Origin of the sequence: Acinetobacter sp. YH18001 (genome assembly GCF_013416975.1) — a bacterium.
Classification (GTDB): domain Bacteria; phylum Pseudomonadota; class Gammaproteobacteria; order Pseudomonadales; family Moraxellaceae; genus Acinetobacter; species Acinetobacter pseudolwoffii.
Genome location: NZ_VPEU01000023.1, coordinates 22,066 through 48,057 on the forward strand (window position 1 = coordinate 22,066; position 25,992 = coordinate 48,057).

A 25,992-nucleotide genomic window follows, 5' to 3' on the forward strand; every position below is an offset into this window, starting at 1 on the left:
ATATTATATTGGATTTAAAACATAATTTCGTATTATGAAATTTTAAGTCATAAATATACAAATTAAAAACTCATGCAAGGGAATTACGATGAGAAATTATATTGCGCCATTAAAAGACATGACGTTTGTGCTGAAAGACCTGCTCAATGTGGAACAGAAATATCAGGGCTATACCAGGTTCGCAGACAAAGTATCGATGGATATTATGGAGCAATATCTGGAAGTCGCTGCCGATTTTTGCCAAAACGAACTGCTACCGATTAATGCCACAGGCGATCAGCAGGGTTGCCGTTTACAAGATGGCGTGGTAACCACACCAGATGGTTTTAAAGCGGCTTATGATAAATATGTGGAACTTGGCTTTACCTCATTAACCGGTGATGAAAAATATGGCGGCCAAGGCTTCCCGACTTTATACCGTATCGCGATTTCAGAAATTATTACCGCGACCAACTGGTCTTGGGGCATGTATCCGGGCCTATCACACGGTGCTATGCGCACTCTGGAACACCACGGAAGCGATGAGCAAAAACAGAAATTTCTGGTGCCTTTAATTGCCGGCCGCTGGACTGGAACCATGTGTTTAACCGAATCGCATGCTGGTTCAGATCTGGGATTAATCCGTACCAAAGCAGTGCCAAATGAAGATGGCAGTTATAGCATCAGCGGTGAGAAAATCTTTATATCTGCCGGTGAACATGACCTGGCTGAAAATATTGTGCATATCGTACTGGCACGTTTACCCGATGCGCCTGCCGGTACCAAAGGTATTTCGCTGTTTATCGTGCCGAAATACAATTTGGATGAAGCGGGCAATGTGGCTTCGCGTAATGGCGTGGTCTGCAGCGCGCTTGAACACAAAATGGGGATTCACGGGAATGCGACTTGTGTACTGAATTTTGACAATGCCAAAGGTTTTCTGATCGGGCCTGAAAACCGCGGCCTGAACTGCATGTTTACCTTTATGAACTCGGCGCGTATTGGTACAGCCATTCAAGGCTTGGCAGCAGCAGAATCTTCTTATCAGGGGGCATTGGCTTATGCCAAAGACCGTCTGGCGATGCGTTCACTTGAAGGTGCAAAAGCGCCAGGCCAGCCTGCAGATCCGATTATCGTACATCCGGCAGTACGTAACATGCTTCTGACTCAAAAGGTGTTTGCAGAAGGTTCACGTGCACTTGCATATTATCTGGCGACCTATGCCGATATTGCTGAAGCCACTGACAGCCCGGAAGAAAAGAAAGCAGCTGAAGACCGTCTGGCATTATTAACCCCAATTGCCAAAGCATTAATGACTGAAACTGGCATAGAAGCGGCTAAACATGGTATGCAGATTTTCGGTGGTCACGGTTATATAGCTGAACATGGCATGGAACAGATTGCCCGTGATGCACGTATTGCCAGCCTCTATGAAGGAACCACTGAAATTCAGTCTATCGATTTACTGGCGCGTAAAGTTCTAGGTTCAAAACTGGGTCTGCTGACGGCATTAACCGATGAAATCCAAGCTTATGTGAAAGAGCACCAACAACATGTCCAGTTCAGCCAGCAAGTTGCACAAGTCAGCCAGTTGACTGAACAATGGCTGGAATTAACCAGAACCATTCAGGAGCAAGCTCAACAGTCTGCCAATGAAATTGGGGCAGCATCAGTTGACTACCTATATTTCTCTGGTTATGTCGTGTCCGCTTATCTGTGGCTGAAAATGGCAATTACTGCGCAGCAGAAAATTGAAGAAGGCAATACTGATCCGTTCTATGCAGCCAAGATCAAAACGGCACAATTCTTCTTTGCACGTATTTTGCCAAGAACTTCAACCCACTTTGCCAATATTCAGGCGGGTGGTGAAAGCCTGTTTTTACTTGAACCTGAAGAGTTCAAATTTGATTAAACCTTTTGACCCACGATACTCGTGTCGTGGGTCTTTTTTTAATAATTTTTGCATCTTCACTCCATTCAAATATTGAGATTTATTTTCGGGTGTTGAATAAACCATAAAACAACAAGATCAGGAGTCTATATGGATTTAGACATGATTACTCGACAGTTTCCTTATGCTGACCTGCAGCTTACTTTTCATGAAGTCGGACAGCGTTCTGCATTTCCCACCATTATTCTGATTCATGGCACCGGTGGAAATACCGACAAGCATTTCAGCTATATTTTTCCTATGCTGGGTATTCATCAGCGGGTTTTATCCATTGATTTGCATACCCCCGATAAAGCTGATCTAAAGGTGACTGATTTTAGCCAGCAGGTTGAAGCGCTGATTCAACATGCAGTTGCAGAAGATGAAACCATTACAGTGGTAGGCTATTCACTCGGTGCCGTGATTGCTGCACAAGTAGCAGCCAGTTTAAAACAGCGCATAGCGCGTTTGATCCTGTTAGCCGGTTGGGCCAAGACCAGCTCGGTGCAACAACTGCGTACGGTTATCTGGCAGCAATTATTTACTGAACAATCTGCGGCCTTGCCTCATTTTGTCAATTATTGCCTGTATAGCGATGATTATCTGTCTGCACGAAGCGAACAGCAGGTGTTGGATCTGGCACGTTTTGTTAAACCATCCCAAGATGCAGCCAAACAGCGTGAACTAAATTATCGCATTGATATTACATCGATCTTGCCTGAGATTGGTGCAGAAACTCTAGTCGTTGCCTGCCGTGAAGACCGCATGGTGCCTGTAGCCCAAGCAAAATTGCTGTTTGCTTCAATTTCGAACAGTCGCTATATCGAAATTTCTTCAGGACATGCGCTCTATATCGAAGCGCCAGCCGAAGTGGTGCAACTGGTCAACCAGTTTAGCCAGCATCCAGAACAATATTCGGTGAATCAAAAAATCCAGCCTTATATGCCTTAAAGGAGATAAATAATGCAAGCTCAAGGACAGCGCAGCAAGATTCTAATTGTAGGCAGTGGTTTTGGTGGTTTGGGAATGGCAATCCGCCTTAAACAGCAGGGCATCCACGATTTTAAAATCATTGAACGTGCAGCAGAAGTGGGCGGCACCTGGCGTGACAATACCTATCCCGGGGTCGCCTGTGATGTACCTTCCCACTTATATTCTTTCTCTTTTATTAAAAATCCGGACTGGTCACGTGTGTTTCCGCAAGGGGCAGAAATTCAGCGATATTTAATTCAATGCTGTGATCAGGAAAAAATCCGGCCCCATATTGATTTTCACACCCAATTGGAAAGAGCCAGTTGGAATGCTAAAGAACGTATCTGGGAAATTCACACCTCTAAAGGTTTGTATCAGGCTGAGATCTTAATTACCGCAACCGGACATCTGGCAGATGAGCATCTCCCGCAAATTCCGGGGCTGGAAGAATTTGAAGGCCAGGTCATGCATTCAGCACGCTGGAATCATCAGATAAGTTTGGAGAACCAGCATGTCGTTGTGGTGGGTTCAGGGGCTTCAGCCGTTCAGCTTGTGCCGGAAATTGCCAAAACAGCAAAAAACCTGACCGTCTTGCAACGTAGTGCACCATATATTTTGCCCCGACCAGACCGACCTTATTCTGAGTCAGAAAAACAGCTTTTCCGCAAAGATCCGGACAGTATGTCAGCCTTAAGACATTCCTTGTTTTGGGGCAATGAATACAATTTTGCCCAGCGCCGTAATCTGAAAAGCCAGTTTGAGCGGGTCAAGAAAAACTGCCTGCAATTCTTAAAACATCAGATTTCAGATCCTGAATTACAGCACAAACTCACGCCGAATTATGAACCTGGTTGTAAGCGCTTATTGCTTTCTAATGATTATTATCCAACCTTTTTAAAACCGCATGTCACACTTGAAGATTCAGCATTGGCAGAAGTTACGAAAGACGGTGTATTAAGCCAGGCTGGAAATAAATTTTTTGCAGATATCATCGTATTTGCCACCGGATTTGAAGCGGCACGTCCACCTTATGCCGCGAAGGTGGTAGGTAAACAGGGTTTAAGCCTGGAGCAGCAATGGTCCAGTGGTATGCAGGGTTATCAGTCAACGACCGTACACAACTTTCCAAACCTGTTCATCCTGAATGGGCCAAATACAGGCAGTGGACATAATTCAGCACTTTATTTTCTGGAAACCCAGTTTGATCTGGTGCTGGATGCCTTGCAGTTTTTTGAGCAGCAACAGATTCAGGTCTTTGAAGCAGATCAAGAAGCTGAAAATAGCTATATGCAGGAGCTACAGCAGCTTTCCCAAGGTAGTGTCTGGTTATCGGAAAGCTGTAAAAGCTGGTATCTGGACCCGGTCAGTCGCAAGCTGACTTTGGTCTGGCCTGATTATGCTCATTCATTTAGGGATAAAAATCAGCATTTTATTCGTAGCGGTTATCACTACAAGTATGTTGAATCGAGACAGCAGAAAGTGGTTTAAAAATATTTAATTAAAATCAAAATCTTATGGTTTAAATAATACAAAATAATTGTAAATCCAGGACAGGAGTATAGTCATGAGCAGTCAGCCATGGATGGAAGAATATAAAAAGTGGAATATCAATCCGGAGTTTACCCGGCCAGATCCTGAGAAAACGCTGAGCACGACAATTGCTGAGAATTTGGTGAAATTTCAGGATAAAACCGCATTTATTTATCTGGATCGTAAATTCAGCTATCACGATATCGATATGTATAGCCAGAAACTGGCAAGCTATTTACAGAGTCTTGGGCTGACTGCTGGCAGCCGTATTGCCGTGATGTTACCCAATATTATTCAGTATCCAATTGCGACCTTTGCCATTATTCGTGCCGGTTATGTGCTGGTCAATGTCAATCCCATGTACACCCAGCGCGAGCTCTATCATCAGCTACAGGATTCAGGTGCAGAAGCCTTGATTATCCTGGGGCAGACTTTGGAGCAATTAATAACATTAGATAAATGCCCTGAACTCAAGTATGTCATTTCAACGCATCCGCTGGATTTTATTCAAGAGCAGCCAAGTGCTATTTATAGTCAGGCAGCACAATATCCGGATAAACAATTTTCTGACTTTAAACAGGCGATTGATCAAGTCGAAACGATCGATTTTAAGACGCCTGTACAGCATCAGAAAGATACGGTCATTCTGCAATATACCGGTGGAACAACGGGTGTATCCAAAGGTGCTGAACTGAGCCATCGCAATATTCTTTTTAATATCGCGCAGAACAGTACGGTCTTTATCAGTCATTTCGGAGATCGCTATGCTACCGAAGATGAATATGTGTTCTGTGCCTTACCGCTGTATCACATTTATGGTTTTACTATCTGCCTGTTCAGTTATGGTTTGAGTCGCGGTTTCGCCAATGTCCTGATTCCGAACCCGAGAGATCTGGATGCTTTGCTGGATCAATATCAGAAACACCCACCGACTGTTTTTCCGGGCGTGAATACCATGTTTAACGCGCTGGGACATCATCCTCGATTTCGTGAGCTGGATCATTCACGTCTTAAAACCACCACAGGTGGTGGATCGTCTATTTTAAAAAGCACTGCCGAGTTATGGCATGAAATCACAGGCTGCCAGATTTATGAAGGTTATGGACTTTCTGAAACATCACCTACTGCGACCTTTAATCCACCGCTGAGCCGACGCTTTAGTGGCACCATTGGTTTGCCACTGGCAGGAACTGAAATCCTGATTTTAAACGATGAGGCCAAGCCGGTTGAGTTTCAGCAGGCTGGAGAAATCGCCATTCGAGGACCTCAGGTGATGAAAGGTTACTGGCAGCAACCGGAAGCAACGGCTCAGGCATTTACGAAAGACGGCTTCTTTCTGACAGGCGATATCGGCTGTATGGATGAGCAGGGTTATATCACCATTCTAGACCGTAAAAAGGACATGATTCTGGTTTCCGGTTTTAATGTCTATCCGAATGAGCTGGAAGGCGTACTGTCCAAACATCCCAAAATACTGGAATGTGCCGTGATCGGGATTGAGGATGAAAAATCCGGGCAGGTACCCAAGGCATTTATTGTGAAACAGGATGCCAACCTGACTCAAGATGAGGTCATGGCTTTCCTGAAACAGCAACTGACCAGTTATAAACTGCCAAAATACATTGAGTTTGTGGCTGGATTGCCAAAGTCTACAGTAGGCAAAATTCTGCGTCGTGAACTGCCTCGTACTGTTCAGTCGAGTGCCAAAGTCTGCTAAAGAATAATCTAATTCATTAGATTTAAAGTAAAAAAGGAATCTAAAGATTCCTTTTTTATTGCTTGCTAGCTTATCGCTGCTGGATGACTTTTTTGCTTTTCAGCTCATCTATTTCATCCGGGCTTAAAAACTGGCTTAAGACTACATCGGTATCTTCACCTAAACAGGGTGGCGCTTTTTTATACTCTACCGGGGTCTTGGAAAGTTTAATCGGTGAGCCAATCGAGGTGTAATCTTCACGTAAAGTGTGTGGCATCTGGATGACCATCTCACGTGCCAATACCTGTTCTTCTTTCAGAGTCTGCTTCAGGTTATTAATCATACCAACCGGAACTTTGACTGCATGAATCAGATCCACCCAGGTTTGTGCGGGTTGCTTATAGAAATGTGCCTGTAGCACTGTGGTCAGCTCTTCACGATGCATCACCCGTCCTGAATTTTTTAGGAAACGAGGATCTTCGGCGACCTCAGCCAAGCCCACTGCCTGACACAAGGCCTTGAATTGCAGGTCATTGCCACAGGCGATAATAAACTCACCTTGCTGTGCCTTAAACACCTGATAAGGCACAATATTGGCATGCGCATTTCCAAAGCGGCCCGGCACTTTGTCTGAAGTCAGATAATTCATTGCCAGAACGGAGAGGGAAGCCACCTGGGTATCCAGCAGTGCCATATCGATATGCTGGCCTTCACCGGTTTTTTCCCGCGACAATAATGCCGCCTGAATGGCAATTGCAGAATATAAACCGGTGGTCAGGTCAGCAAAAGCCAGACCGGCTTTTTGCGGGCCGCCTCCCGGCAAGTCATCGCGTTCACCGGTGACGCTCATCATGCCACCCATGCCCTGAATAATAAAATCATAACCTGGTTCGTGTGCACGTGGGCCGTTCTGACCAAAGCCGGTAATTGAACAGTACACCAGACGCGGATTTAACTGACTCAGACTTTCATAATCCAGACCATATTTTTTTAGAGAACCCGCTTTATAATTCTCGATGACCACATCACTTTGCTGGGCAATTTTTTTAATGATCTCTTGACCTTCAGGCGTAGACAGATCCACGGCAACTGAATGTTTACCGCGGTTGGCAGAAAGATAATATGCCGATTCATGCGTATCTTCCTGCTTGTCATTTTTTAGCCAGGGCGGGCCCCAGATTCGCGTGTCATCCCCGTGATTAGGTTTTTCAATTTTAATCACTTCGGCGCCTAAATCGGCCAAAATTTGACTGCACCACGGGCCGGCTAAAATACGGCTTAAATCCAGTACGCGAAAGCCTGTTAAAGCACCCATCCTTACACTTCCTGTTTTATTGTATTCAATATCATCTAATTTCTAATCCTCATATCAAAATATCTTAAAATGATTTAATAATCAAATTAGCGATAACTAATTTCGTATAACAAAACTTAATATCAAATATTGTTGAAAATTCAACTTATCTTAATTACCTTGATTGGGCTCGACAGGAACAGCAAAAATAAAAGGAGATCTGAAAATCTCTCAGAGAAACCAAGAAAAACAGGAGCTAAAAATTGTCAGGATTGCATTTGTAGCAACCCGTCTATGTGCAAGATGGCAATTAAAACATCAATACGAAATAAGCAATAACAAGGATATTTACAATGACGGATCTCGCAACAGAATTAGGAAAAATCAAGCCCACGACCAAAAGAACCCAGCAAATTGCCTTTATATTTGCTTTTCTGGCCTTACTGGTCGATGGCGCAGACATGTTATTGCTGTCATTTAGCTTGAACAGTCTCAAAGCTGAGTTTGGCTTAAGCAATTTACAGGCAGGAGCACTGGGAAGTTTCACTTTGGCCGGGATGGCCATTGGCGGATTTATGGGCGGTTGGGCCTGTGACCATTTAGGCCGGGTACGCACCGTGGTCATTTCCATCCTGATTTTTTCTACATTGACTGCGGCACTGGGTTTTACCCAGAATTTTGAACAGTTCGCGCTATTACGCTTTCTGTCTGCATTCGGAATTGGCGCTTTATATATTGCAGCCAATACATTGATGGCAGAATATGTACCTACTGAATATCGGACAACAGTCTTGGGAACCTTACAGGCAGGCTGGACAGTCGGTTATATTGTGGCGACCTTGCTTGCTGGCTGGATTATTCCAGACTACGGCTGGCGGATGCTGTTCTTTGTCGCGATTATTCCAGCCGCCATGGCATTTTTTATCCAGAAACTGGTGCCAGAACCAGAGTCTTGGCAGCGGGCCAGACTGCAACGTTTATATGCGCCTGCAGATGTAACGGCAAATCGACCTGTTAAAAAAAGTACCACCAAGGAAATTTTTGCCGATCCTAGAAACCGCAGAATGTTTATCCTGTGGATTTTAACCGCTGGCTTTTTACAGTTTGGTTATTACGGCGTCAACAACTGGATGCCGGCCTATCTAGAATCTGAATTACATATGGATTTTAAATCGATGGCAGGTTATATGATTGGGACTTATGTCGCCATGATTTTCGGCAAGGTTCTGGCTGGCTTTGCAGCAGACCGTTTAGGACGCCGTTTTGTCTTTGCCTTTGGTGCTATTGGCACAGCGATCTTCCTGCCGGTGATTGTACTGTTTAATAGCCCTGACAATATTGCCTATCTGCTGATTTTCTTTGGTTTCCTGTACGGTATTCCTTATGCGATTAATGCCACCTACATGACCGAAAGCTTTGCAACCTCGATTCGTGGTACTGCGGTTGGTGGTGCTTATAATGCCGGGCGTATTGGCGCCATGTTTGCACCTGCAATTATCGGGGCGGCTGCAAGTGGTGGCTCTATCGGTTTGGGCTTCCTGATTATGGGCGGTGCATATTTCTTATGTGGTGCAGTATCTGGAATTTTCATCAAAGACCGTCAATACGATCCTCAAAAGGCCTAAATTAATTTAAATGCAAAAAAATGAGCCTGGACACAGGCTCATTTTTATCTACATCTTTTAAAACCGTATTTCTATTTTTTATTATTGATCTGTTTGTTGATGCAGCTGAATACTTTTTAAACCATCATTTACTTTATTGAGAAGATGAATCAGTGTAATGACATCATCAAAAGCCAAAGTGTTTAATGCCTGTCCATAAAAATTAAAGAAATCATCTTGCAGACTATCCCAGGTTTTAAGGCCTTCGCTGGTCAGGGCGACATTCTTTGCGCGTCGATCATGTTCACTAATAATGCGTTGCACCAGCCCATCGCGTTCCAGCCGTTTTAGAACCGCATCCAGATTTTGACGACTCACGCCAAGATATTCGGTCAGGTCAGAAAAGGACATCCCGGATTGCACTCGTGGCCGAGACAAGGCACCCAATACTGCCCAATGCACAGGAGAAATCCCCAATTCATTTGAACATTTGCGGTCTAGGGTATTGCCCACCTGAAACAGTCTAAAAAAAAGTCTATTGTGGGCAGAGTACAAAGATTGATCATAACTACCTGGTAGAGCATCACTCATTTTAAAGATCACCCTGATCAAAGCGTTTAAATAAGAAGCATTATACCTAAAAGGTATCTGCTAGAAATCAAATTCCGTTTTATATCGCTCTATGATGAGGAAACGTTCGATATAGGCTTAGGTTGCTTATGGTCTACATTTTTAGCGTTCCATTCTCTGGATTGTGTAGGCGTTCCAACATCTTTCTTTATGCTGTCACATGCCTGTGTTTTAATGCTAAACGTTAAGATCAAAGCCAATATATGTCAATGTATTTATTCTGTTAAAAAGTTAATTTATTGATATTAAATGATTAAATAAATATTTAATTTTAATTTATGTAAATATATTGACATAAAAATATTCTAATCCTATTTTAGTGATAACAGGCGATATATGAACAATAGTTAATCAGAATCAGATAAAAATATACCAGGGAGAGCTAAATGAAAGGCTTAAAGGACAAAGTAATCATCGTGACTGGTGGCGCAGGTGGAATTGGTTCGGCAACCTGTCGCCGTCTGGCGGAAGAAGGTGCCAAAGTTGCGATTTTTGATATGAATATTGCAGCCGCTGAACAATTGGCTCAGGACATTAATCAGCACAATAATCAAGCTTTGGCGGTGCAGTGTGATATTACCGATCGCGATGTGGTCGAGCAGGCTGTACAGCAAGTAGAAGCCGAGCTTGGCCCGATAGATGGTCTGGTCAATAATGCCGGTTGGGATATTTTCAAACCTTTTGTCAAAACCAATCCGCAAGAATGGGACAAGCTGATCCAGATTAATCTGGTCGGCATGCTGAATATGCACTTTGCCGTTCTGAAAGGCATGGTCGAGCGGAATTCTGGCAGTATCGTCAACATTGCTTCTGATGCTGCGCGGGTTGGTTCTTCGGGTGAAGCCGTTTATGCCGCATGTAAGGGCGGACTGCTTTCATTCTCAAAAACACTGGCCCGTGAACATTCTCGTCATAACATTAAAATTAATGTGATTTGTCCGGGACCAACCGATACAGCCTTACTGGCAGGTGTCACCGAAGGTGCATCGAATCCAGAAAAATTACGTGAGGCTTTCACTCGTGCTATTCCACTCGGTCGTTTAGGTCAACCTGAAGATTTAGCCTCTTCGATTGCCTTCTTTTTAAGTGATGATGCCAGTTTTATTACTGGACAAGTACTCAGTGTTTCGGGTGGTTTAACCATGAGTGGTTAAGAAAAAACTGCTAGAAAATATGGAAAATAAAGTCAGACAGAGAAATACAGGAAGTTATAACAATGATTTTTGAAGATATCTTATACGAAGTGAAAAACGGTGTAGCCTGGATCATCATCAATCGTCCAGAAAAAATGAATGCCTTTCGTGGTACGACCTGTGATGAATTAATCAAAGCCTTAAACAAGGCCGGCTATGACCGTGAAGTCGGTGCGATTGTACTGACTGGCGCCGGTGATCGTGCTTTCTGTACCGGCGGGGATCAATCCGCGCATGATGGAAACTATGATGGCCGTGGCACCATTGGTTTGCCAATGGAAGAATTACATACGGCAATGCGTGATGTGCCTAAACCGGTGATCGCTCGTGTACAAGGTTATGCCATTGGTGGTGGAAACGTATTAGCCACCATTTGCGATCTGACCATTTGTTCAGAGAATGCCATTTTTGGTCAGGTGGGCCCGAAAATGGGTTCAGTCGATCCGGGTTATGGCACAGCATATTTAGCACGTGTAGTCGGTGAGAAAAAAGCCCGTGAAATCTGGTATATGTGCCGTCGCTATACGGGCCAAGAAGCGGTTGCAATGGGTCTTGCCAATAAATGTGTACCTGCCGATCAACTTGATGCTGAAGTACAGGCTTGGGCCGAAGAAATCTGTCAGCGTAGTCCGACAGCCATCGCCATTGCCAAACGTAGCTTCAATATGGATACCGCACATCAGGCGGGGATTGCCGGCATGGGCATGTATGCACTAAAACTGTATTACGACACGAAAGAATCGCGTGAAGGCGTCAATGCACTGAAAGAAAAGCGCCAGCCTGAATTTCGTAAATTTTATAAATAAGGAAGATATAGCATGACTAAAAATCCTTATATCACGGAAGACTTAGAGTTTTTAGCAGAAACTGCTGAAAAGTTTGCGCAAAAATATATTGCCCCCGGTTTTTTAGAACGCGACCAAAGTCGGGTGTTTGATCGTGATCTGGTCAAAAAAATGGGAGAGATGGGCTTTATTGCACCGGAACTTCCGGAACAATATGGCGGCCAAGGCATGGGACGCCTGGCAGCAGGTATTATTCATGAAGCGGTAGCCAAAGCGGATTTAAGTTTTTCCTATATCAATCTGCTCGCTTCGCTAAATGGCCAGATTCTGGCGGAACATGGTCAACCCGAAGTGGTTGAACCGTGGCTGAAAAAACTCACCGCCGGTGAAGTGATTTTTTCGATTGCCTTGACCGAGCCGCGTGGCGGTTCAGATGCTGCCAACCTGCGTTTAAAAATCGAACGTGACGGCGATGAATATATCATTAATGGCGAAAAGACTTCGATTTCGGCTGCCGATCAGGCCGATGCATCGGTGGTATTTGGCCGTACCGGTGCCAATGAAGACGGCGCACATGGCGTGACAGCACTTCTGGTTCCAATGGATTTACCGGGCATTAGCACCACGCGTTTTGATTGTCATGGGCAACGTGCCATTGGTCGCGGTTCAATCTTCTTTGATAATGTTCGTGTACCGGTCAATCATCGCTTAGGTGATGAAAACAAAGGTTTTGTGCAGGTCATGCAAGGCTTTGACTTTTCACGTGCCTTGATTGGTTTACAGGTTCTGGCTGTTGCACGTGTCAGTCTGGATGAAGCCTGGGAATATGCGGCGCAACGTGAAGCCTTTGGTCAGCCCTTAACAGCATTTCAAGGCGTATCGCATCCATTGGCCGAGTATGAAACTCAGGTAGAAGCCGCGCGTTTACTCTGTCTGCAAACCTTATGGCTGAAAGACAATCATCTGCCACACACCTCCGAGGCTGGAATGTGTAAATGGTGGGGACCGAAGCTGGCCTATGATGTAATTCATCAATGTTTGCTGACCTTTGGTCATGCCGGATATGATCGTGGTGTCATGGAACAGCGCATGCGCGATGTACTGGGTTTCCAGATTGGCGATGGTACTGCACAAATTATGAAAACTATTATTGCGCGTAAAAAAGCAGGTCGAAAGGCTGTTCCGGCTTAGTGCATTATTCAGTAAAGACTCAGCCCATATAATTAAAATTAGGAGTGAACGAATGGAATTCGATGCGGTTCTTATAGCTTCCAGAAAAGAGAAGATGCTGAAAGATGGCTACTGGTTAAATAAAACCATTATTGATTCTCTGCGTCAGGCCATCGACAAGAATCCAGATAAAACTGCGCTGGTCAGTTTTAAGATGGAACACAAAACCGAGCAGGTGTTTAGCTACAAGGATCTCTGGGAGATAACCAATAAAATTGCTTTAGGCTTAAAGCAATTGGGTGTTACTCAAAATGACGTAGTCTCGTGCCAGTTGCCGAACTGGTGGGAATTTACCTTGCTGTATCTGGCCTGTAGCCGCATCGGTGCTGTACTAAATCCTTTGATGCCGATTTTTCGGGAGCGTGAACTGGAATTCATGCTGAAACATGGCGAAGCCAAAGTATTTATCGTACCGAAAAACTTCCGTAATTTTGATCATGAACAGCTGGCAAATCGCTTAAAGACTAAAATTGAGACTTTGCAACATGTGGTGGTGGTCAATGGTCTTGAAGAGAATAATTTTGACCGGGTCCTGGTCAATCATGGGCTTGAGCAGGATTCCGCAGCAATTGCAGGCCTGGATCAGCTTGAAGCTCAACCCGATGATATTACCCAGCTGATTTTTACTTCTGGCACCACAGGTGAGCCGAAAGGGGTAATGCATACTGCCAATACCTTATTTTCCAATATTGTACCTTATGCCGAACGACTGCATTTAAATGAAAATGATGTAGTACTCATGGCTTCACCCATGGCGCATCAAACCGGCTTTATGTATGGTCTGATGATGCCGATTGAACTGAATGCCAAAGTGGTGTTGCAAGATGTCTGGGATGTGTCACAGGCAGTAGATTTAATTCACCAGCATCAGGTCAGTTTTACCATGGCCTCTACACCATTCCTGAATGATCTGTCTACCACGGTTGCAGAACAGCATGATCAGGTTGGCAGCCTGAAAACTTTCTTATGCGCGGGTGCACCAATTCCAGGTTCATTGGTGCAAAAAGCACGGGAAACTTTGGGGGTCAAAGTGATTTCTGCTTGGGGCATGACCGAGTGCGGCGCAATTACCACCACACGACCTGAAGATGAGGATGAACGTTCCTTTAATACGGACGGGATTGCTTTGCCCGGTGTAGAGATCAAAATCGTCAATAAAGCAGGCGAGATTAAACCGCTGAATGAGCCGGGACGCTTAATGATTCGTGCCTGTTCAAGTTTTGGCGGCTATTTAAAACGTGCACATTTAAATGATACCGATGCAGATGACTGGTTTGATACCGGAGATATTGCCTATCAGGATGAGCAAGGCTATATCCGGATTTGGGGGCGCAAAAAAGATGTAATTATTCGTGGTGGAGAAAATATTCCGGTCGCAGAAATTGAATCTCTGCTGTATAAACACCCGAATATTGCCGTCGTGGCGCTGGTGGCTTATGCCGATGAACGACTCGGTGAAAGAGCCTGTGCGATTATCAAGCTTAAAGATCCAAGTCAGCCATTAGAACTAAGTGATATCGTCAACTTTTTGAAAACCCATAATCTGGCGATGCAGTATATTCCAGAGCGTTTGGAGATTTGGGAAGATATTCCAATGACGCCGTCTGGAAAAATCCAGAAGTTTAAACTTCGTGAACTGCTGGCCAGTCATCTTGCCTCAGCCAATTGATCGTTAAAGATAAACTCCTGAAATATATTCAGGAGTTTTTGCTATAGATTGAAATGGGAAGCCAAACCTTAAATTGATTTATCGCGTTATTTTAATAACTTCAATAAAGCTTCAGCTGTCGCAGCCGAAGAGGCAGGATTTTGTCCGGTAATGAGCAGACCATCTTCTTGGACATAAACCTGCCAATCCTCAGCTTTGGAATATTGGCCACCTTTTTCTTTGAGCATGTCTTCAACTAAAAATGGCACAATATCGGTCAGGCCCACGCCGTCTTCTTCGCTATTACTGAAACCGGTGACCGATTTACCTTCGACAATCGAGCGACCTTCAGCATCTTGAACATCACGAAGTACGCCCGGCGCATGACAAACCAATGCCACAGGTTTATTGGCCTGTAAAGTCTGCTCAATCAAGGAAATAGAGTTCTGGTCTTCGGCTAGATCCCATAATGGACCATGACCACCGGGATAGAACACGGCATCAAAATCCTGATTTAAGACTTCACTTAATTTATGTGTATTGGCAAGCTGCTGCATGGCCACTTCATCTGCTTCAAAACGTTTGGTGGTTTCAGTCTGTGCATCCGGTTCATTACTTTTTGGGTCTAAGGGCGGCTGGCCACCCGCAGGAGAAGCCAGAATTAGCTCTGCACCTGCGTCAACAAAGCTATAGTAAGGTGCAGCCAGTTCTTCCAGCCAGAATCCGGTTTTCTTTCCGGTATCGCCAAGCGTGTCATGTGAAGTCAGAACGATCAGAATTTTCATGTTATTTTCCTGTATCTCATTAAATATTGCGAATGGCTGCTTGTTAATTTAACAAGTCGCGGGCATCAGGAATGTTGTGATACGTTCATTTGCTGTATCGATACGTTTGTGTTTGAGTTGAATTAACTTAAGGCTGTATTTATGAAGCGAACAGTTTTTTAAGCGCAATTATCTGCCCATTAACAGGTCTTGCTGAAGGTCCGCCTGTTTACGCAGAAAATCCCAGACCAGTTTAATTTTCGGTTCGTGTTGCAGATCGACCAGCGTCAGCATCCAGAAAGTGTGGGTAAAACTGACCTGATCGCCCAGAACCTGTTGCAGTTCACTTTTATCATGGGCCAAAAATTTCGGTAAAATAGCTAGCCCGGCACCGGCACTGACCGCAATTTGCTGGGCCAGAATACTGTTACTGCGAAAACAGGCAGTCAATTGCAGCGGTAAACGTTCCAGCGAATACAGGGCCGAGCTATAGACCAGATCATCAATATAATCGACAAAACGGTGCTGCTTGAGGTCTTCCAGTTTTTTAATTGGCGGATTTTTCTGTAAATAATGCTGACTGCCATACAGTTTTAGACAGTAATTCGACAGACGGGTAATGATATAGGGGCCCGATTTGGGCCGGTCAATCGCAATTACAATATCGGCTTCACGATGCGAAAGTTTGATCGCTTTCGGCACCGGAATCAGGTCAATGGTCAGTAAAGGGTAGTGCTGGGAGAACTCGGCCAGTAAGCGCGCTAAAAATGCCGTACCAAAACCTTCTGGTGCACCAATCCGCACCCGGCCTTGCAAGGGATCGTTGCGTTTGTCAATCTGGATAAAGGATTGTTCCATCAGTTCCACACGCGGCACCAATGCCAGACCTTCCGAGGTCAGCTCATACCCTGTCGCTTCGCGTTTAAACAGTTGAGTACCCAAGGTGTTTTCCAGCGCCTGAATCCGCCGTGCCACGGTACTGTGTTCCACCCCAATCAAGCGTGCTGCATTGGTGAGCGTTTTGGCACGTGCCAAAACCAAAAAGAAACGTAAATGATCCCAATCTACTTTCATCTTCTATTTAACATCCTGTTAAATCCCTGTGCATATTTGCACATCTATCGTGCATCAATTTCTATTGGTGGTCAAAGTGTTCTTTGTTAGTCTGCTGAAACAGCGTAAAAATAATACGTTTAAAACAGCCAGTAAAGGCAGACACAACGACAATAACAAACCAGCACGGAGCGACCATGAACGCCATTCATCATCCACAGCAAAGTACCGGATTCACCACCGCAAAACTCCTCATTAATGGTGAATTTGTCGAATCAAAAACCAGTCATTGGCAAGATATTATCAACCCTGCCACTCAAGAAGTTTTGGGTCAGGTACCATTTGCAACTGCAGAAGAAGTCAATGCCGCGATTGCTGCCGCACAAAATGCCTTTGCCAGCTGGCGCCAAACCCCGATTCAGGCACGTATGCGGATTATGTTGAAGCTGCAGGATCTGATTCGTACTAACTTAAAAAGTATTGCCCAAGTATTAACGGCGGAACAGGGCAAAACCCTGGCTGATGCCGAAGGTGACATTCAGCGTGGCTTAGAAGTGGTGGAGCATGCCTGTTCTATTGGTTCACTACAAATGGGTGAATATGTTGAAGGTGTGGCACGTGGGGTCGATACCTATACCTTGCAGCAACCACTCGGTGTTTGTGCGGGAATTACGCCGTTTAACTTTCCGGCGATGATTCCACTGTGGATGTTCCCGATGGCGATTGTCTGCGGTAATACCTTTGTCTTAAAGCCTTCGGAACAGGATCCGCTATCGACCATGATGCTGGTGGAACTGGCAATTGAGGCAGGCGTACCTGCTGGTGTGCTGAATGTAGTGCATGGCGGTAAAGAAGTAGTCGATCTGCTGTGTACCCATCGTGACATCAAAGCCATTTCTTTTGTCGGCTCGACCGCGGTCGGTACGCATGTCTACAATCTGGCCGGCCAGCACGGTAAACGTGTACAGTCGATGATGGGCGCGAAAAACCATGTCGTGGTGATGCCGGATGCCAATAAAGAACAAACCCTGAATGCCTTGGTGGGTGCAGCATTTGGTGCAGCAGGCCAGCGTTGTATGGCACTTTCAGTGGCCGTGATGGTCGGGGACACCAAGCACTGGGTCGATGAACTGGTTAATAAAACCAAAACCTTAAAGGTGAATGCCGGGCATGAACCGAATACTGATGTTGGGCCAGTGATTTCGACCCGTGCCAAAGCCCGTGTCATAGACTTAATTAACAGTGGCGTTGAACAAGGCGCTGAATTGCTGCTGGATGGTCGTGATGTGAATGTTCCAGGCTATGAAAAAGGCAATTTTGTCGGACCAACGATTTTTAATCAGGTCACGACCGATATGCGCATTTATCAAGAAGAAGTATTCGGTCCGGTACTGGCGATCATACATGTTGATACTTTAGAACAAGCCATTGCACTGATTAATGCCAATCCATTCGGTAACGGCGTTGGACTCTTTACCCAAAATGGCAATACTGCACGCACATTCCAGCACCAGATTGATATCGGTCAGGTCGGTATTAACATTCCAATTCCTGTACCTGTGCCGTTCTTCAGCTTTACCGGTTCGCGTGGTTCAAAACTGGGGGATTTAGGTCCTTATGGCAAGCAGGCAGTGCAGTTCTATACCCAGACCAAAACCATTACCAGCCGCTGGTTTGAAGATGATCAGGAAACCACAGGTGTCAATACCACGATTAGCCTGCGCTAAGGAGCATCAGCATGAAGATTGCATTTATTGGTTTGGGCAACATGGGTGGCTCGATGGCGCAGAACCTGCTCAAGGCAGGGCATCAGGTTTTTGGTTATGACTTGAGTGAAGTCGCTTTACAGCATTTTGCCGAAGCGGGTGGTATCGTTTGTGACAGTCCACAAGCGGCCGCAAAACAGGCAGATTTTGTGGTCAGCATGTTACCTGCAGCCAAGCATGTACGTGAAGTTTATCTCGGTGAGCACGGTATTCTGAACGTGCTTCAGGCGGGCAGTTTGTGTATCGACAGCAGTACCATTGACCCGCAAACCATTCAGGAGGTTGCTGCAGCAGCGCAGGCCAGACAAATTCGTGTCTGTGATGCGCCAGTCTCTGGCGGGACTTTGGGCGCCAAAGACGGAACTTTGACCTTTATGGTGGGTGCAGACGATGCCACCTTTGAGGCCGTAAAACCGGTCCTCAACTGTATGGGCAAAAATCTGGTGCATTGTGGCGCTGTAGGAACAGGACAGGTCGCAAAAATCTGCAATAACCTGATTCTGGGTATTTCCATGACCGCCGTTGCAGAAGGCATGGCACTTGGAGCCAAACTGGGAATTGATCCGCAAGCACTAGCCGGGGTAATCAATAGTTCCACCGGACGTTGCTGGAGTTCTGAAATCTATAATCCTTGGCCGGATATCTGTGCCAATGCACCGTCATCACGGGGTTATACCGATGGTTTTGCAGCACAGCTGATGCTTAAAGATTTGGGCCTGGCTGTCGATGCAGCGCAACAGGTGGACCAACCGGTGGTTCTGGGTAGCATGGTGCAGAAACTCTATCAACAACTGTGTCAGGAAGGCGATGCTCATCTGGACTTCTCCAGTATTATGCATCAATACACCACGCCAAATGCTTAATACTTAAAATATCCAGATGGAGCAAGGATTCGCTTCATCAACAATACCTTGTCAGTAATAACGATAAATTCAGGCTGAGGTTTAACATGTTAGATTATCAAAAAACAATTGAAAATTTTGATTTAGATGCAGTGGCAAAGCAGTATCTGTCCGGTTCGATGCAGGCGCTGAACGCCTGTTATGAATGTTGCGACCGCCATGCTGACTCCGATGCAATTGCTTTACACTGGTACGGTAAAGATGGCCGCAAAGAACAGTATAGTTTTCGCGAACTCAAGAAATATTCCAGCCAGTTTGCCAACTTTTTAAAATCTCAAGGCATTGGCAAAGGCGACCGCGTTTCCGGATTATTACCGCGGACTTCAGAGCTGATCATTACCATTTTAGCGACCTGGCGGATTGGTGCAGTGTATCAACCTTTATTTACTGCCTTTGGTCCCAAAGCCATTGAACATCGCATTCAGCTGGCGCAAAGCAAGCTGGTAGTGACTGATCTGGCGAATCGGGAGAAACTATCCGATCTTAGCGCTTGTCCCACGATCGTCACTGTACATGTCGAAACCGAGGCAGAGCGTTATCCACAAGACCTCAGTTTTTGGACGGTGTTAAACCGCCAGGCTGAAGGTTGTGAACTGGAAATGCTCAGTATCGATGAGCCATTTTTATTGATGTTTACCTCTGGAACCACTGGACCGGCCAAGCCCTTAAAAGTTCCACTTAAAGCCCTGATTGCTTTTGCTGGCTATATGCACAATGCCATCGGTCTAACCGAAGATGATGCTTTCTGGAATATTGCTGATCCGGGCTGGGCTTATGGTTTGTACTATGGGATTACCGGCCCGTTATTGCTCGGACACTCGACCCTGTTTTATGAGGGTGGTTTCAATGCCGAAAGTGTCTGCGACATTGTCAAGCAATATGGCATTACTAATCTGGCCGGTGCGCCGACCGCTTACCGCATGATGATGGCAGCAGATGCTGAACAGATGGCACAGCTACGGGGCAAGTTGCGCGTGGTCAGCAGTGCTGGAGAACCTTTAAACCCGGAAGTGATCCGCTGGTTTAAAGAGGTGCTGGATGTGCCAATTTATGACCATTATGGCCAGACTGAAGTCGGGATGGTGGTGTGTAATCATCATGCGCTACAACATCCGGTCCGTTCAGGTTCGGCAGGCTTTGCCAGCCCGGGTTACCGGATTGCAGTCGTCGATGAACAAGGTCATGAATTAACGGCTGACGTTCCGGGCGTCCTGGCAGTGGATATCAGTCAATCACCCATGATGTGGTTCTCGGGTTATGAAGAAAGCCGTAAATCGCCCTTTGTTGGACATTACTATTTAACCGGTGATACCGCGGAAATTCATGCTGATGGCAGTATGAGCTTTGTTGGACGTAGTGATGATGTCATTACCACCTCAGGCTATCGCGTGGGGCCATTTGATGTGGAAAGTGCCTTGCTGGAACATGATGCCGTGATTGAAGCAGCAGTCATTGGCGTGCCTGATCCTGAACGTACCGAAGTGATTAAAGCCTTTGTGATTCTGGCGAATAACTTTGCAGCTTCATCTCATCTGGAAGAAGAACTAGGCCAGTTTGTGAAAAAGCGTTTGTCTGCGCATGCCTATCCGCGCCTGATTGAATTCGTCACAGAATTGCCAAAAACCCCGAGTGGCAAGATTCAGCGTTTCTTACTGCGTAATCAGGAAATCAACAAGCAGCAGGTAAAGACCGCATAACTAGCCAAAGCCAGCAGATTGAATAAAAATATTAAATAAAGAGATTGAAGGAAGCATCCATGCAATTTACGGAAGAGCAACAACTGATTCAGGATATGGCCAAAAGCTTCGCTCAGGAACAGATTAAACCTTTTGCCGGCGAGTGGGATCAAAAAGGCATATTTCCTAAACAGACCTTGTCTCAAATGGGTGAGCTAGGTTTTTTAGGCATGCTGATTCCAGAAGAGTGGGGCGGTTCAGGTACAGGCACGCTGGCTTATGTACTGGCCCTCGAAGAAGTGGCAGCGGCAGATGGTGCAACGTCCGCCATCATGAGCGTACACAACTCGGTGGGTTGTGTGCCGATTCTCAAGTTTGGAACGGAACAGCAAAAGCAGCAGTTTCTAAAACCTTTGGCTCAAGGGCAAATGATTGGTGCCTTCGCCCTGACCGAACCGCATACCGGATCGGATGCTGCAGCGATTAAAACCCGGGCCGTGAAAGATGGCGATCACTACATTATCAATGGCGCTAAACAGTTTATTACCTCGGGTCATAATGCCGGGATGATTATTGTCTTTGCCGTGACCGATCCAACTGCGGGAAAAAAAGGCATGAGTGCATTTTTAGTGCCGCGCGACACGCCCGGTTATGAAGTGATTCGGGTCGAAGAAAAACTCGGTCTGCATGCTTCGGATACCTGTCAGATTGCTTTAACCGATGTCCGCGTTCATGAAAGTTTAAGACTCGGTGCAGAAGGTGAAGGCTTAAAAATTGCCTTGGCCAATCTGGAAGGTGGACGGATCGGCATTGCCGCACAAGCAGTGGGTCTGGCCCGCGCTGCATTGGAAGAAGCGACTGTTTATGCACATGATCGCGTGGCCTTTGGCAAACCGATTTTTGAACAGCAGGCGATTTCGTTCAGGCTGGCCAGCATGGCCACCGAAATTGAAGCGGCGCGACAACTGGTCCATTTTGCTGCACGTAAAAAGGAAGCAGGTGAAAGCTGTTTAACCGAAGCCTCTATGGCCAAACTCTTTGCTTCGGAAATGGCAGAACGTGTCTGTTCCAAAGCGCTGCAGATTTTTGGCGGTTACGGTTATCTGAAAGACTTTCCGATTGAACGCATTTATCGCGATGCGCGTATTTGTCAGATTTATGAAGGCACCAGCGATATTCAGCGTCTGGTAATTGCACGTAGTTTATAATTTTAAAGGGATTTTTATCATGCAATGGCAAACTATTTTACTCGAACAGCGTAACGGGGTCGGGCTGATTACTTTAAATCGTCCACAAGCCTTAAATGCCTTGAATAATCAATTGATCGTTGAAGTGAATCAGGCGCTGGATCAGCTGGAAAAAGACCCGCAGATTGGCTGTATTGTCATCACTGGTTCGGAAAAAGCCTTTGCTGCAGGTGCAGATATCAAAGAAATGGCAGATTTAAACTTTCCGCAAATTTATCTGGATGATTTTTTCAGTCTGGCCGACCGGATTGCCCAGCGCCGTAAGCCCTTAATTGCTGCGGTGAGTGGCTATGCCTTGGGCGGTGGTTGTGAATTGGCCTTAATGTGCGATTTTATTTACTGCGCTGATAATGCAAAATTTGGTTTGCCTGAAGTCACTTTAGGGGTATTGCCCGGCATTGGCGGAACGCAACGTTTAACCTTGGCGATTGGTAAAGCCAAAGCCATGGAAATGTGTCTGACTGCACGTCACATGGGCGCGCAAGAAGCCGAGCAAAGTGGGTTAGTGGCACGTGTCTTTGCCAAAGAAGAGTTACTAGAACAAACTCTGCAAGCTGCCGAAAAAATTGCTGAAAAGTCGCTTACGGCCGTGATGATGATTAAAGAATCAATTAATCGGGCTTTTGAAGTCAGTCTGGCCGAAGGTCTACGCTTTGAACGACGGATATTCCATTCCATTTTTGCCGGTGCTGATCAAAAGGAAGGCATGCAGGCTTTTGTCGAAAAACGCCCAGCCAAATTCACCCATCAATAAAACAAAAATAGGAAAATAAAATGAGTGATGAAAATAATTTAGCGATTCGGGTACAAGGACGTTTAGGCATTATCAGCCTGGACCGCACCAGTCATTTAAATGCCTTAACCCTGCGGATGATTCAAGGGATTCAGTCACAACTAGATCAGTGGCGCCATGATCCAGCGGTGCAAGCGATTCTGATCAATTCTAACAGTCCCAAGGCATTCTGTGCCGGAGGAGACATCCGTTATCTGTATGACAGCTATCAGGCAGGCAATACCCAATATCAGGATTTTTTTGCCACTGAATATAGCATGCTGAGCACACTGCGCAATTTTCCAAAGGCTGTCATCGTGATGATGGATGGTTATGTTCTGGGCGGTGGCTTTGGTCTGGCTCAAGCCTGTCATATTAAAGTGAGCAGTGAAAAATCACGCTTTGCCATGCCAGAAACCGCGATTGGATTTTTCCCGGATGTGGGAGCCACCCACTTTCTCTCCCGACTGGATGATGTAGGCATTTATATGGCGTTGACAGGGGAGCAGATCAGCAGCAGTGATGCGCTATATCTGGATCTGGTCGATTATCATGTACCGAGTGAAAATTTTGCTGAACTGGAAACCGCATTGATTGCTGCACCGGTATTAAATCAGATTGAAATCCAAAAAATCATCAGTGCGTACATTACCCATCCGGTAGAAAGCGAGTTGCAAAAACGTGCAGATCTGATTAGTCAGCATTTTGGCCATCCAAACCTCGATGAGATCGAACAGAGTTTGGCACATGCAAGTAGCGCCACCGATCAGGAGTGGGCCAATAAAATGCTGGTCATCTTGCAGCAACGTCCAGTCATGGCCAAGCAAACGAGTCTGAAGTTACAGCAGGCCGGACAAAACTTATCGCTGGAAAAATGTATGCAACTGGAGCGAGATCTACAGGATGTCTGGTTGGAGCAAGGCGACTTTATTGAAGGTGTACGTGCACTGATTATTGATAAAGATAAAAATCCACAATGGCAAACCGATAATTCGAAATTTGAAAAAACGCTGGAAAAACTCTGGCCGGTTTGGACTCAACAGCGCGTAGAAAATACATATTAAAGATTCAGATTAAAAACCCTCTCATACGCAGTAATGAGAGGGTTTTTCGCCGAGCTTTCAACATAGGATTTTACCCTAACTTCCTATTATTAATGGGATTTTTTCCTTTTCTTGCCACCGCCATCTTGCTTGTTGACAGTAGACCAGGCAATACGTTCGGCTTCCTCCTCAGAATGACCGCGTTCTTTTTCGCTTTCTTCAATATGTTCGGCCTGCCGTTTTTGTTTATCGGTATAGGCTGATTTGTCACCTCTAGGCATATTGCTGTCCTCATCAAGGTTGGCTGAAATTACTATAACAATGACCTGTTTCTATGGCGGTAAATATCTGTCATGTATTTGTTGAAATTATTTTATAAAACCAGCATCTTTTAAGTGATAGAAAAACTGAAGAATAAATGAATGAAGATAACGGTTCTCACTGACTGTTATCTTCAAATTCTAATTAACCGTTAATGATACTGCCTCCATTAACATGAATGACTTGACCGGAAATATAACTGGCTTCTTCACTCGCTAGAAATAAATACGCTGGTGCGACTTCACTAGGCTGGCCCATCCGACCCATGGGTGTCTGTTTACCGAACTCTTTGAGCTGTTCTTCATCAAAACTGCTTGGAATGAGGGGAGTCCAGATGGGGCCGGGTGCTACGCCGTTGACCCGGATCCCGGTTTTATTTTTTAACAAACTGGTGGAAAGACTGCGGGTAAATGTGGTGATGGCACCTTTGGTACTTGAGTAATCAATCAGTTCATCATGTCCATGATAACTGGTAATACTGGTGGTATTAATAATGCTGTCACCTTCTTGCATGTGCGGAATCACAGCCTGAGTCAAGTGAAACATCGACAGAATATTCACATTAAAGGTCTTAAAAAGTTGCTCAGGAGAAATATCGCTAATACTTTTTTGCGGATATTGAACCCCGGCATTATTGACCAGAATATTAATGGTTTTAAATTCCTGAAGCGTCTGCTCAACCATTTTCTTGATTTCATCTTGATCTTGTAAATCACACTTGATCAGTAAACAACGCCGTCCTGCATCCTCTACCATCTTTCTGGTATCTTGAGCATCCTGATCTTCATCCAGATAACAAATCACAATATCAGCACCTTCACGGGCAAACAAGACCGAGACTGACCGACCTATACCGCTATCGCCACCTGTGATCAGGGCGATTTTACTTTTAAGTTTATCGCTACCTTTATAATTCGGTTTGATGACTTCCGGTGCAGGATCCATTTTGGTTTGCACACCAGGTTGATGATCTTGAGTTTCAGTTGAAGCAGGGGTTTCAGGATAGTTATTCATGTTTTCCCTTTTTCTGTACAAAGTTTAGAAATATCTTAGAGGCTTTCTAGCTTTATGCATTCGGTCTCAACATTTAATAACAGAATGCATTCGAGATTTATCAATTATTCATAGAGCTGTGATTGACATGATTTTAAGTAAAACTAGATACCGCCATTGTCTAAATCTTAATAGAACAGAATACCGCCTATGGTTTACAGCATTCTATCTCTCACATTTTGAGCAACCATTTCTATCAGAGTTTTTATGTCCTTTTAGGATATGGCTCTAGATTTAATTAAGCATCTAAAATTATTGAATAAATTAATAATTATGATATTCATCAAAATTTATCTGATTAATAAATAGCAGAAAAATGCTTTAGATATTGCAAAGTTTGAAAAAGAAGCAATATTGCAAACTTATGAAAATAATAAAGATAAAGCAGAAAACCCCATTGAAAGAGACACTATTCATGATTTACCAGATGTATATGGGCTAGAATCTCTAGCAGATCATGCTTCAGATAAGGATAGGCCTTTACCAGGTTTGGCAGGGTCAATAAATATATTAGCAAGAAGATACACCAGTAAAATTACATGAAGGTGTTGAAGCAGCCAAACTAACATGGTCACACTAAATGTAATAGCTGACGTAATAGTGCATGAGAAATTTAATCTGAAGAAAAGAAAATATGAGATTAACTTCATAGAGGTGTTGAGTTATACCTCTATAAAAAAAATGATCTTTTGATACTAAAAGGCAATAAAGCTAAAAATGAAATTTTTCCAAAGTGGGTTTTATTTCATAATTAGCTTTATTTTTTGCTGATTTCATTTTTATATATTTTGACCCAGATTTCAAAATATACCAATCACCTGTCGTTTTTTTATTTTCTAGACACATAAAAATAAAGTAACTTTTAATGCTTTGAATTAAAATACTTTTGTCATACTCACCCCCG

Annotated in this window: 23 protein-coding genes; 16 read left to right on the plus strand and 7 right to left on the minus strand. The window is 44.8% G+C overall.

The annotated features are described in order from the left end of the window. Nucleotides 1-88 precede the first annotated feature (88 nt). The 4 genes from FTV48_RS08945 to FTV48_RS08960 all read left to right on the plus strand — a co-directional run bounded on the left by FTV48_RS08945 (nucleotide 89) and on the right by FTV48_RS08960 (nucleotide 6,128). Complete coding sequence (locus FTV48_RS08945; protein WP_180000072.1) at nucleotides 89-1,891, plus strand: acyl-CoA dehydrogenase C-terminal domain-containing protein; 1,803 nt, start codon at nucleotides 89-91, stop codon at nucleotides 1,889-1,891. Between the two features lie 129 nt (nucleotides 1,892-2,020). Beyond that, nucleotides 2,021-2,860 (plus strand): alpha/beta fold hydrolase, encoded by an 840-nt coding sequence (locus tag FTV48_RS08950; RefSeq protein ID WP_180000074.1) that lies wholly within the window; start codon nucleotides 2,021-2,023, stop codon nucleotides 2,858-2,860. A gap of 12 nt (nucleotides 2,861-2,872) precedes the next feature. Further along, a complete protein-coding gene (locus FTV48_RS08955) occupies nucleotides 2,873-4,369 on the plus strand; it encodes an NAD(P)/FAD-dependent oxidoreductase (protein WP_064101549.1) in 1,497 nt (498 codons plus the stop codon). Nucleotides 4,370-4,445: 76 nt separating this feature from the next. Next, entirely contained in the window at nucleotides 4,446-6,128 is a 1,683-nt protein-coding gene (locus tag FTV48_RS08960; protein ID WP_180000076.1) for an AMP-binding protein, read from the plus strand. 70 nt (nucleotides 6,129-6,198) lie between these two features. Here the strand turns inward: FTV48_RS08960 and FTV48_RS08965 are convergent, their stop codons facing one another. After that, nucleotides 6,199-7,422 carry a CaiB/BaiF CoA-transferase family protein gene (locus tag FTV48_RS08965; RefSeq protein WP_005096893.1) on the minus strand — a complete coding sequence of 408 codons (1,224 nt, stop codon included), beginning with the start codon at nucleotides 7,420-7,422 and terminating at the stop codon, nucleotides 6,199-6,201. 332 nt (nucleotides 7,423-7,754) lie between these two features. On the opposite strand from FTV48_RS08965, the gene FTV48_RS08970 reads away from it, so the two are divergent. Next, nucleotides 7,755-9,026, plus strand: a complete 1,272-nt coding sequence (locus FTV48_RS08970) for an MFS transporter (RefSeq protein ID WP_074382789.1) — start codon at nucleotides 7,755-7,757, stop codon at nucleotides 9,024-9,026. Nucleotides 9,027-9,107: 81 nt separating this feature from the next. Here FTV48_RS08970 and FTV48_RS08975 read toward each other — a convergent pair whose 3' ends face one another. Continuing rightward, nucleotides 9,108-9,596: a MarR family winged helix-turn-helix transcriptional regulator gene (locus FTV48_RS08975; RefSeq protein WP_180000078.1), complete on the minus strand. Its 489-nt coding sequence runs from the start codon at nucleotides 9,594-9,596 to the stop codon at nucleotides 9,108-9,110. A gap of 425 nt (nucleotides 9,597-10,021) precedes the next feature. Here FTV48_RS08975 and badH point away from each other — a divergent pair, with 425 nt between their 5' ends. The 4 genes from badH to aliA all read left to right on the plus strand — a co-directional run bounded on the left by badH (nucleotide 10,022) and on the right by aliA (nucleotide 14,512). Continuing rightward, a complete protein-coding gene (badH, locus tag FTV48_RS08980; RefSeq protein ID WP_074382791.1) occupies nucleotides 10,022-10,789 on the plus strand; it encodes a 2-hydroxycyclohexanecarboxyl-CoA dehydrogenase in 768 nt (255 codons plus the stop codon). Between the two features lie 62 nt (nucleotides 10,790-10,851). Beyond that, complete coding sequence (gene badI, locus FTV48_RS08985; RefSeq protein WP_180000080.1) at nucleotides 10,852-11,634, plus strand: 2-ketocyclohexanecarboxyl-CoA hydrolase; 783 nt, start codon at nucleotides 10,852-10,854, stop codon at nucleotides 11,632-11,634. Nucleotides 11,635-11,646: 12 nt separating this feature from the next. Continuing rightward, nucleotides 11,647-12,804: a cyclohexanecarboxyl-CoA dehydrogenase gene (gene aliB, locus FTV48_RS08990; RefSeq protein ID WP_180000082.1), complete on the plus strand. Its 1,158-nt coding sequence runs from the start codon at nucleotides 11,647-11,649 to the stop codon at nucleotides 12,802-12,804. A 52-nt stretch (nucleotides 12,805-12,856) separates the two neighbouring features. Beyond that, the gene (aliA, locus tag FTV48_RS08995) at nucleotides 12,857-14,512 is read left to right on the plus strand and encodes a cyclohexanecarboxylate-CoA ligase (RefSeq protein WP_180000084.1); all 1,656 of its coding nucleotides are present in this window, start codon (nucleotides 12,857-12,859) and stop codon (nucleotides 14,510-14,512) included. 86 nt (nucleotides 14,513-14,598) lie between these two features. Here aliA and FTV48_RS09000 read toward each other — a convergent pair whose 3' ends face one another. Continuing rightward, entirely contained in the window at nucleotides 14,599-15,276 is a 678-nt protein-coding gene (locus FTV48_RS09000) for a type 1 glutamine amidotransferase domain-containing protein (protein ID WP_074382795.1), read from the minus strand. A gap of 168 nt (nucleotides 15,277-15,444) precedes the next feature. Then, nucleotides 15,445-16,329 carry a LysR family transcriptional regulator gene (locus tag FTV48_RS09005; RefSeq protein WP_180000086.1) on the minus strand — a complete coding sequence of 295 codons (885 nt, stop codon included), beginning with the start codon at nucleotides 16,327-16,329 and terminating at the stop codon, nucleotides 15,445-15,447. 176 nt (nucleotides 16,330-16,505) lie between these two features. Between FTV48_RS09005 and FTV48_RS09010 the strand changes: the two genes are divergently transcribed. The 6 genes from FTV48_RS09010 (at nucleotide 16,506) to FTV48_RS09035 (ending at nucleotide 23,735) form a co-directional block, all read left to right on the plus strand. Continuing rightward, complete coding sequence (locus FTV48_RS09010; protein ID WP_180000088.1) at nucleotides 16,506-18,035, plus strand: CoA-acylating methylmalonate-semialdehyde dehydrogenase; 1,530 nt, start codon at nucleotides 16,506-16,508, stop codon at nucleotides 18,033-18,035. A gap of 11 nt (nucleotides 18,036-18,046) precedes the next feature. Further along, nucleotides 18,047-18,937 carry a 3-hydroxyisobutyrate dehydrogenase gene (gene mmsB / locus FTV48_RS09015; protein ID WP_180000090.1) on the plus strand — a complete coding sequence of 297 codons (891 nt, stop codon included), beginning with the start codon at nucleotides 18,047-18,049 and terminating at the stop codon, nucleotides 18,935-18,937. Nucleotides 18,938-19,023: 86 nt separating this feature from the next. Next, complete coding sequence (locus tag FTV48_RS09020; RefSeq protein WP_180000092.1) at nucleotides 19,024-20,673, plus strand: AMP-binding protein; 1,650 nt, start codon at nucleotides 19,024-19,026, stop codon at nucleotides 20,671-20,673. A 59-nt stretch (nucleotides 20,674-20,732) separates the two neighbouring features. Then, nucleotides 20,733-21,860: an acyl-CoA dehydrogenase family protein gene (locus tag FTV48_RS09025; RefSeq protein ID WP_005096876.1), complete on the plus strand. Its 1,128-nt coding sequence runs from the start codon at nucleotides 20,733-20,735 to the stop codon at nucleotides 21,858-21,860. A gap of 19 nt (nucleotides 21,861-21,879) precedes the next feature. Then, on the plus strand, nucleotides 21,880-22,653 hold the full coding sequence (locus tag FTV48_RS09030) for an enoyl-CoA hydratase (RefSeq protein WP_005096874.1): 774 nt from the start codon (nucleotides 21,880-21,882) through the stop codon (nucleotides 22,651-22,653). Between the two features lie 20 nt (nucleotides 22,654-22,673). Further along, nucleotides 22,674-23,735, plus strand: a complete 1,062-nt coding sequence (locus FTV48_RS09035; RefSeq protein WP_005096872.1) for an enoyl-CoA hydratase/isomerase family protein — start codon at nucleotides 22,674-22,676, stop codon at nucleotides 23,733-23,735. A gap of 89 nt (nucleotides 23,736-23,824) precedes the next feature. On the opposite strand, the gene FTV48_RS09040 is transcribed toward FTV48_RS09035, so the two are convergent. Together FTV48_RS09040 and FTV48_RS09045 are read right to left on the minus strand one after the other, a co-directional pair. Continuing rightward, entirely contained in the window at nucleotides 23,825-23,995 is a 171-nt protein-coding gene (locus tag FTV48_RS09040) for a hypothetical protein (protein WP_005096870.1), read from the minus strand. Between the two features lie 184 nt (nucleotides 23,996-24,179). Further along, nucleotides 24,180-25,049 (minus strand): SDR family oxidoreductase, encoded by an 870-nt coding sequence (locus FTV48_RS09045; RefSeq protein WP_074382801.1) that lies wholly within the window; start codon nucleotides 25,047-25,049, stop codon nucleotides 24,180-24,182. Nucleotides 25,050-25,442: 393 nt separating this feature from the next. Here FTV48_RS09045 and FTV48_RS09050 point away from each other — a divergent pair, with 393 nt between their 5' ends. After that, nucleotides 25,443-25,631, plus strand: coding sequence for a hypothetical protein (locus tag FTV48_RS09050; RefSeq protein WP_159515784.1), 189 nt, complete (start codon nucleotides 25,443-25,445; stop codon nucleotides 25,629-25,631). Between the two features lie 168 nt (nucleotides 25,632-25,799). Here FTV48_RS09050 and FTV48_RS14850 read toward each other — a convergent pair. Further along, on the minus strand, nucleotides 25,800-25,992 hold a 193-nt coding region (locus FTV48_RS14850), incomplete at its 5' end, for a hypothetical protein (RefSeq protein WP_218945906.1).

What these genes read in the sequence shown, in the direction of transcription:
- aliA (WP_180000084.1), top strand. Translation starts at nt 12,857, where the DNA reads ATGGAATTCGATGCGGTTCTTATAGCTTCCAGAAAAGAGAAGATGCTG.
- FTV48_RS09010 (WP_180000088.1), top strand. Translation starts at nt 16,506, where the DNA reads ATGAACGCCATTCATCATCCACAGCAAAGTACCGGATTCACCACCGCA.
- FTV48_RS09030 (WP_005096874.1), top strand. Translation starts at nt 21,880, where the DNA reads ATGCAATGGCAAACTATTTTACTCGAACAGCGTAACGGGGTCGGGCTG.
- FTV48_RS08970 (WP_074382789.1), top strand. Translation starts at nt 7,755, where the DNA reads ATGACGGATCTCGCAACAGAATTAGGAAAAATCAAGCCCACGACCAAA.
- FTV48_RS09025 (WP_005096876.1), top strand. Translation starts at nt 20,733, where the DNA reads ATGCAATTTACGGAAGAGCAACAACTGATTCAGGATATGGCCAAAAGC.
- badI (WP_180000080.1), top strand. Translation starts at nt 10,852, where the DNA reads ATGATTTTTGAAGATATCTTATACGAAGTGAAAAACGGTGTAGCCTGG.
- FTV48_RS09035 (WP_005096872.1), top strand. Translation starts at nt 22,674, where the DNA reads ATGAGTGATGAAAATAATTTAGCGATTCGGGTACAAGGACGTTTAGGC.
- FTV48_RS09000 (WP_074382795.1), bottom strand. Translation starts at nt 15,276, where the DNA reads ATGAAAATTCTGATCGTTCTGACTTCACATGACACGCTTGGCGATACC.
- aliB (WP_180000082.1), top strand. Translation starts at nt 11,647, where the DNA reads ATGACTAAAAATCCTTATATCACGGAAGACTTAGAGTTTTTAGCAGAA.
- FTV48_RS09005 (WP_180000086.1), bottom strand. Translation starts at nt 16,329, where the DNA reads ATGAAAGTAGATTGGGATCATTTACGTTTCTTTTTGGTTTTGGCACGT.
- FTV48_RS08960 (WP_180000076.1), top strand. Translation starts at nt 4,446, where the DNA reads ATGAGCAGTCAGCCATGGATGGAAGAATATAAAAAGTGGAATATCAAT.
- FTV48_RS09045 (WP_074382801.1), bottom strand. Translation starts at nt 25,049, where the DNA reads ATGAATAACTATCCTGAAACCCCTGCTTCAACTGAAACTCAAGATCAT.
- FTV48_RS08950 (WP_180000074.1), top strand. Translation starts at nt 2,021, where the DNA reads ATGGATTTAGACATGATTACTCGACAGTTTCCTTATGCTGACCTGCAG.
- FTV48_RS08975 (WP_180000078.1), bottom strand. Translation starts at nt 9,596, where the DNA reads ATGAGTGATGCTCTACCAGGTAGTTATGATCAATCTTTGTACTCTGCC.
- FTV48_RS08965 (WP_005096893.1), bottom strand. Translation starts at nt 7,422, where the DNA reads ATGGGTGCTTTAACAGGCTTTCGCGTACTGGATTTAAGCCGTATTTTA.
- FTV48_RS09040 (WP_005096870.1), bottom strand. Translation starts at nt 23,995, where the DNA reads ATGCCTAGAGGTGACAAATCAGCCTATACCGATAAACAAAAACGGCAG.
- mmsB (WP_180000090.1), top strand. Translation starts at nt 18,047, where the DNA reads ATGAAGATTGCATTTATTGGTTTGGGCAACATGGGTGGCTCGATGGCG.
- badH (WP_074382791.1), top strand. Translation starts at nt 10,022, where the DNA reads ATGAAAGGCTTAAAGGACAAAGTAATCATCGTGACTGGTGGCGCAGGT.
- FTV48_RS08945 (WP_180000072.1), top strand. Translation starts at nt 89, where the DNA reads ATGAGAAATTATATTGCGCCATTAAAAGACATGACGTTTGTGCTGAAA.
- FTV48_RS09020 (WP_180000092.1), top strand. Translation starts at nt 19,024, where the DNA reads ATGTTAGATTATCAAAAAACAATTGAAAATTTTGATTTAGATGCAGTG.
- FTV48_RS08955 (WP_064101549.1), top strand. Translation starts at nt 2,873, where the DNA reads ATGCAAGCTCAAGGACAGCGCAGCAAGATTCTAATTGTAGGCAGTGGT.